Source organism: Noviherbaspirillum massiliense JC206 (assembly GCF_000312045.1).
Lineage (GTDB): Bacteria > Pseudomonadota > Gammaproteobacteria > Burkholderiales > Burkholderiaceae_D > Noviherbaspirillum > Noviherbaspirillum massiliense.
Genome location: NZ_HE978634.1, coordinates 3018876 through 3023954, shown reverse-complemented (window position 1 = coordinate 3023954; position 5079 = coordinate 3018876). Strand labels below are relative to the sequence as shown.

Annotated in this window: 8 protein-coding genes; 4 read left to right on the top strand and 4 right to left on the bottom strand. The window is 62.6% G+C overall.

Annotated elements, in window-relative coordinates; translation table 11 throughout:
- Nucleotides 1-259 precede the first annotated feature (259 nt).
- Nucleotides 260-670: an ANTAR domain-containing response regulator gene (locus HGHM_RS14835; protein ID WP_019142334.1), complete on the bottom strand. Its 411-nt coding sequence runs from the start codon at nucleotides 668-670 to the stop codon at nucleotides 260-262.
- 104 nt (nucleotides 671-774) lie between these two features.
- Here HGHM_RS14835 and HGHM_RS14830 point away from each other — a divergent pair, with 104 nt between their 5' ends.
- Genes HGHM_RS14830 through HGHM_RS14820 form a run of 3 tightly spaced genes read left to right on the top strand, consistent with a single transcriptional unit; the run spans nucleotide 775 to nucleotide 2209 of the window.
- A complete protein-coding gene (locus tag HGHM_RS14830; RefSeq protein WP_019142333.1) occupies nucleotides 775-1233 on the top strand; it encodes a PAS domain S-box protein in 459 nt (152 codons plus the stop codon).
- Entirely contained in the window at nucleotides 1230-1877 is a 648-nt protein-coding gene (locus HGHM_RS14825) for an HAD hydrolase-like protein (RefSeq protein WP_019142332.1), read from the top strand. The genes HGHM_RS14830 and HGHM_RS14825 overlap by 4 nt, the downstream gene beginning before the upstream one ends.
- An 11-nt stretch (nucleotides 1878-1888) precedes the next feature.
- On the top strand, nucleotides 1889-2209 hold the full coding sequence (locus HGHM_RS14820; RefSeq protein WP_019142331.1) for an antibiotic biosynthesis monooxygenase family protein: 321 nt from the start codon (nucleotides 1889-1891) through the stop codon (nucleotides 2207-2209).
- 175 nt (nucleotides 2210-2384) lie between these two features.
- Here the strand turns inward: HGHM_RS14820 and HGHM_RS14815 are convergent, their stop codons facing one another.
- From HGHM_RS14815 to HGHM_RS14805, 3 genes are all read right to left on the bottom strand, one after another.
- Nucleotides 2385-2921: a hypothetical protein gene (locus HGHM_RS14815; RefSeq protein ID WP_148415523.1), complete on the bottom strand. Its 537-nt coding sequence runs from the start codon at nucleotides 2919-2921 to the stop codon at nucleotides 2385-2387.
- Nucleotides 2922-2984: 63 nt separating this feature from the next.
- Nucleotides 2985-3314, bottom strand: coding sequence for a hypothetical protein (locus HGHM_RS14810; protein ID WP_019142329.1), 330 nt, complete (start codon nucleotides 3312-3314; stop codon nucleotides 2985-2987).
- Nucleotides 3315-3379: 65 nt separating this feature from the next.
- Complete coding sequence (locus tag HGHM_RS14805) at nucleotides 3380-3883, bottom strand: hemerythrin domain-containing protein (protein WP_218918039.1); 504 nt, start codon at nucleotides 3881-3883, stop codon at nucleotides 3380-3382.
- Nucleotides 3884-4052: 169 nt separating this feature from the next.
- On the opposite strand from HGHM_RS14805, the gene HGHM_RS14800 reads away from it, so the two are divergent.
- Nucleotides 4053-4964 carry a DMT family transporter gene (locus HGHM_RS14800; RefSeq protein WP_019142327.1) on the top strand — a complete coding sequence of 304 codons (912 nt, stop codon included), beginning with the start codon at nucleotides 4053-4055 and terminating at the stop codon, nucleotides 4962-4964.
- The last annotated feature ends 115 nt before the right edge of the window (nucleotides 4965-5079 follow it).

Here is a 5079-nt window from a genome sequence, read left to right as displayed (position 1 = left end):
CGAGCCGCTTGAAAACGGAGAAGTGGGATGGTTGGAATGGGGGCAGGGACCCCGGTCAAGGAAAAGTCGTCCAGCCGAAGTAGGGTGCGCCACGCGCACCGGCATTGCATGGTGCGCACCGCGCCCTACCTCAACCCCCTTGCAGATGGATGGAGGCGGGTCCCGCAAAGCATGCTGTGCGCCACATTCAGCGGAGCAATCCTGGTGCGCACGGCGCACCCTACGTCCCCTGCTTCCCCGTGGCAAACCGGAATCCGGTCTAGCCCTCGCTATCGCCCTGCTCTTCCTTCTCCCGGTGCTGCTTCGCCAGCCTGAGCACCGCGTTGCGTATGGTCTTCAATACCGCCACTCCGTTGAAGGGCTTGACGATGAAGCCGAGCACGCCGCGCTGCACTCCGGCTTCGATGGTGGTGGCATCGAAGGTGCCGGACACCATGAAGACCAGCGCCTTCGGCAATGCCTGGCGCAAATGTTCCAGTCGCTCGAAGCCTTCCGCATCCGGCTGGCCGATATCGATGCAGACGAGTTGCGGCCGCAATTTCACGATGCCCGCAATTCCCGCCGAGCTATGATTCGCATCGCCGACCACGTCATAGCCGCCGTTGATCAGCACGCTGGTCAGCAGGTTGCGGGAAATGGCGTTGGGGTCGATGACAGCCGCTGTGATCATGGTTTGTATTCCGACAAACGGGATGGCGTAAAGGCCTTTATTATGCTTGCAAGGGTGCGCGGATGGCTACCCGCTGCTGAATTCCTATCAGAACTGTCTTGAGCATGGAACAATTCGACGCGGAATCGCTGTTGCAGGCGGCAGGCGACGCCATTGTCGCTGCCGACACGAGCGGTCACATTGTGTTCTGGAATCGCGCTGCCGAGCGCATGTTCGGGCATGCCGAAAGCGAGGCGCTGGGCCAGTCGCTCGACCTCATCATTCCCCAGCGCCTGCAGCAGCGGCACTGGGACGGCTACCAAACCGTGATGCAGACCGGCCATACCCGCTACGGCTCGCAAGTGCTGCGGGTACCTGCGATGCACAAGGACGGGCGGGGGCTGTCGATCGCCTTCACGGTAGCCTTGCTCAAGGCGCCGGACGGGCGGGTGCGCTCCATCGCGGCCATCATCCGCGACGAGACCGAGCGCTGGAACGAGGAACGCGCATTGCGCAGGCGGATTACGGAGCTGGAAGCGGGCATCGCGCATCCGAGCGGCACGCCAGATACGGAGAAGACGTGAGTTACAAACTGGTCGTGTTCGACTTCGACGGCACCCTGGCCGATTCCTTCCCCTTTTTCCTGGAAGTGTTCGATACGCTCGCCGATATCCACGGGTTCAAGCGGCTGGACCGCAGCCGCCTGGATCAGTTGCGCAGATGCGATGCCCGCGAGCTGATACGCCATGTCGACATGCCCCTGTGGAAAATGCCGCGCGTAGCCATGCATTTCAAGGCACTGATGGCGGATAATATCGGGCGCATTGCACTGTTCGACGGGGCCGGCGAGATGCTGCAGCGCCTGGCGGAACGGGGCACGCAGCTGGCCATCCTCAGCTCGAACTCGGAGGAAAATGTGCGCGCCGTCCTCGGCCCGGAACATGCCTCCCTGATTCATCACTATGTATGCGGCGTATCCCTGTTCGGCAAGCACCGCAAGCTGCGGCGCCTGCTTGCGGACAGCGGTTTTGCCCGGCATGAAGTCCTGTGCGTGGGCGACGAGATCCGGGACATCGAAGCCGCGCGCGCCGAGCGCCTTGCCTTTGGCGCAGTCGGCTGGGGCTATACCCGGATCGAGGCCTTGCGCGCGCATGCGCCGGAGCTGGTGTTTGCCAGCGTCGATGAGATCGCAGAACAAGTGGCCGGACGACACACCGGCCAAAACTGAGGGGAGCAAGCATGTCGGAAATCGCACGCACGCCGAAGCCGCCTTACTACGCGGTCATCTTCACCAGCCTGCGCACTGAAGGCGACAAGGGCTACGAAGACATGGCAAACCGGATGGTGGAACTCGCCACGAAACAGCCCGGCTTTCTCGGCATGGAGTCGGCGCGCGACGGAATTGGCATCACAGTGTCCTACTGGGCGGACCTCGAATCCATCCGCAACTGGAAAGCCCATGCCGAACACCGCGAGGCGCAGAAGCTGGGACGCGAAACCTGGTATTCCGCTTTCAAGACCCGCATCTGCAAGGTCGAGCGGGATTACGGCGACCACTGAAGGCGCGGCAAATGAGGGCGTGACTACCCCATCCGCACCACCTCGCTGCTGGGAACTGGCTTGAATAGACGCGGCACCAGGCTTGTACGTTGCGCCTGCAAAGGGAAGTAGGGTGCGCCATGCGCACCGGAATCGCATGGTGCGCACGGCGCACCCTACTTTCTACTGACCGGCGTCATTCATCCTTTGTTTCGGTCAGTGCCACACCCGGCTTACGCCGCGTGATCCTTTCCCTGATCCATTCGATCTTCGGCGCTTCACCGAGATGACTGATTACCGCGCCGTAATTCGCCCTGCCGCTGAGGGAGCGGCTGCGGTTGGCGACTTCATATTCGATGGTGTAGCTGACGAACAGGCGATCCGATTCCGGGTCCGGCACAATGTAGGACACGTCCAGCACACGGTAGATGCGGGAGGGCCAGTGGCGCTGGAAGCGCCGCACATCCTGCACGATAGCCGCCTTGCCGACCGTTCCCTGCTCGTAATACTCGACATCCTCGGTGAAGAAGGCCGCCTGCTCCTCCGGCGACTTGCGCGGATCGACGAAGCGGTCGAGGAAGGTTCGCACCTCGCGTTCCAGGTCGGGCGAAGGTGCGCTCGCCTGGCCATCGCCGGCTGAGAGCGGCGCAGCCTGTAGGCCGCCGGCAAGCAGGCAGAAGACGAGACCCGGCAACGACCCGCGCCGCGCAAGGGATGACGAGAGGGAGGGCATGGCATCGGTCCTGTTCAGGATGGCCGGAATGGGGCGTGCAGACAGATGTCCGGCAGAGGCGTCTCACTTGCGCTGCGCCGGCGCGGCATCCTCTTTGCGCGATTCGTCGCTGCCAGTACTGCCGTCGTTCGCAGGCGGCTGCGCCTTGATGCCCGGATCGACATTCTCCGGCGGCTTGGCCACCGCTTCCGAGTCCGTTGCCGGCGGCACCACCACCTTGCCGGTCGGCGCCGCCGGCTTTTCCGAGCTGCCGCGTGGGCGCGCCATGCCGGGATCGGAAGGGATTTTCATGCCGGGATCGGACTTGCGCGGAATCGTGTCCTGTCCCCATGCGCACGCCGCTGCCAGCAGGGCAGCCGGCAGGACGGGCAGGATATGGCGCTTCATCTTCATCGCTCATCCTCCTTGCAGGATCACATCCCCAAATTACATTCTCGAATCCCCCCGAATTTCCTTTCCTACTGCAGCGGCGCCGCGGACGAAGTTTCGTTCGCCACCACTTCGCGCGGCTCGCCCATGCGGTTCATGCAGGTCTGCAGCGACAGCATTTCCTTGCCGATCTCCTGGCGCCGCGCGCCGTCGAGCAGCTTCCTCGCTTCCGGGAACAGATGCTCTTCCTCTTCCTTGTGATGGTGCTCCGCCTGCTCGCGCAATACCTTGAGCTTCGCTTCGAAGGTCTTGTCGGCCGGATCCAGTTCCAGCAGGTCGGCCAGCAGGCGCTTGAGCGACAGGTGCTCTTCCAGTTCTTCCAGCAAATCGTTCTCGGTGCAGGCGGTATTGACCGCCGGATAGAATATTTTTTCCTCCGACTCGATATGCACGGTCAGCAGATCGCCCGCTTCCGCAAACAGGGCTTTCCTTGCTTCCTCGCCATCCGTTTTTACCGCCTTCTTCAGCAAGTCTTCCAGCGTCCTGTGCTGCCTGACCAGCAGATCCACTGCATCCATGTCTTTTTCAGCCATCGTGTTGTGCTCCGGAATGGTTAATCCAGAAAGTTAGAGGCGTCCGGCGGCAAGTGGTTCATGTCATCTCGTCCGCGGAATTGACGCCGATAAACAACGGCAGAACAAAGCCGGGCATGCCCCGCTTACAATAGCCGCTCTGCATTTTTTCCCGAATGAAAGCAAGAAGATGACGCCTCGCAAGCCGCTGGATACCAATGCCATCCTCATCATGATCCTGCTCTGCCTGCTCTGGGGCTTGCAGCAGGTCGCAGTCAAAATGGCGGCACACGGCATGGGTCCGGTCATGCAGCTCGGTGCGCGCTCGGTGATTGCCGCGCTGCTGGTATGCGTGCTGATCGTCGTTCGCGGCAACAAGTTTTCCCTGCGCGACGGCAGCTTCTGGCCCGGCATCGGCGCCGGCGTGCTGTTCGCGCTGGAATTCATCGCCGTCGCCCTCGGCCTGCAGCACACCAGCGCTTCGCACATATCGGTCTTCCTCTACACCGCGCCGATCTTCACCGTGCTCGGCCTGCATTTCTTCGTGCCGGGCGAGCGCATGGGTGGCCTGCAGTGGCTGGGCGTGATCGCCGCCTTCGCCGGCATTGCGGTCGCCTTTTCCAACGGCTTCGCCCAGCAGTCGCGCGACTGGGGCGACATCCTGCTGGGCGATGTGCTGGGCGTGCTCGGCGGCCTGTTCTGGGCGGCCACCACCGTCCTGATCCGCGGCTCCGCCCTGTCCGAAGCGCCGCCCACCACCACCCTGCTGTACCAGCTCGGCACCGGCGGCCTCATCATGCTGGCGGTGGCTGCGGCAATCGGGCAGGCCAGCGACATCGTGATGACCAGAGCAGTCTGGATCAGCCTGTTCTTCCAGGCAGTCCTCGTCGCCTTCTTCAGCTTCCTCGTCTGGTTCTGGATGCTGCGCCGCTACCTCGCCTCGCGCCTGTCGGTCTTTTCCTTCCTGACGCCGCTGTTCGGCGTGGGCTTCGGCGTGCTGCTGCTGCATGATCCGATCGATGCGCGCTTCGCTGCAGGCGCAGCGCTGGTGATGCTGGGGGTGGTGATGGTGAATGTGAGGTTGGGGCGGAAGGCGGGGTGAGTGTGGGGTTCTGGCTATTAAAAGTTCGATAAATAAATAACAGCATCGCGTATTGATGCATTCGACCCCCACCCTGGCCCTCCCCCTGCCCGGGGGAGGGGATTGAACTCCTTCC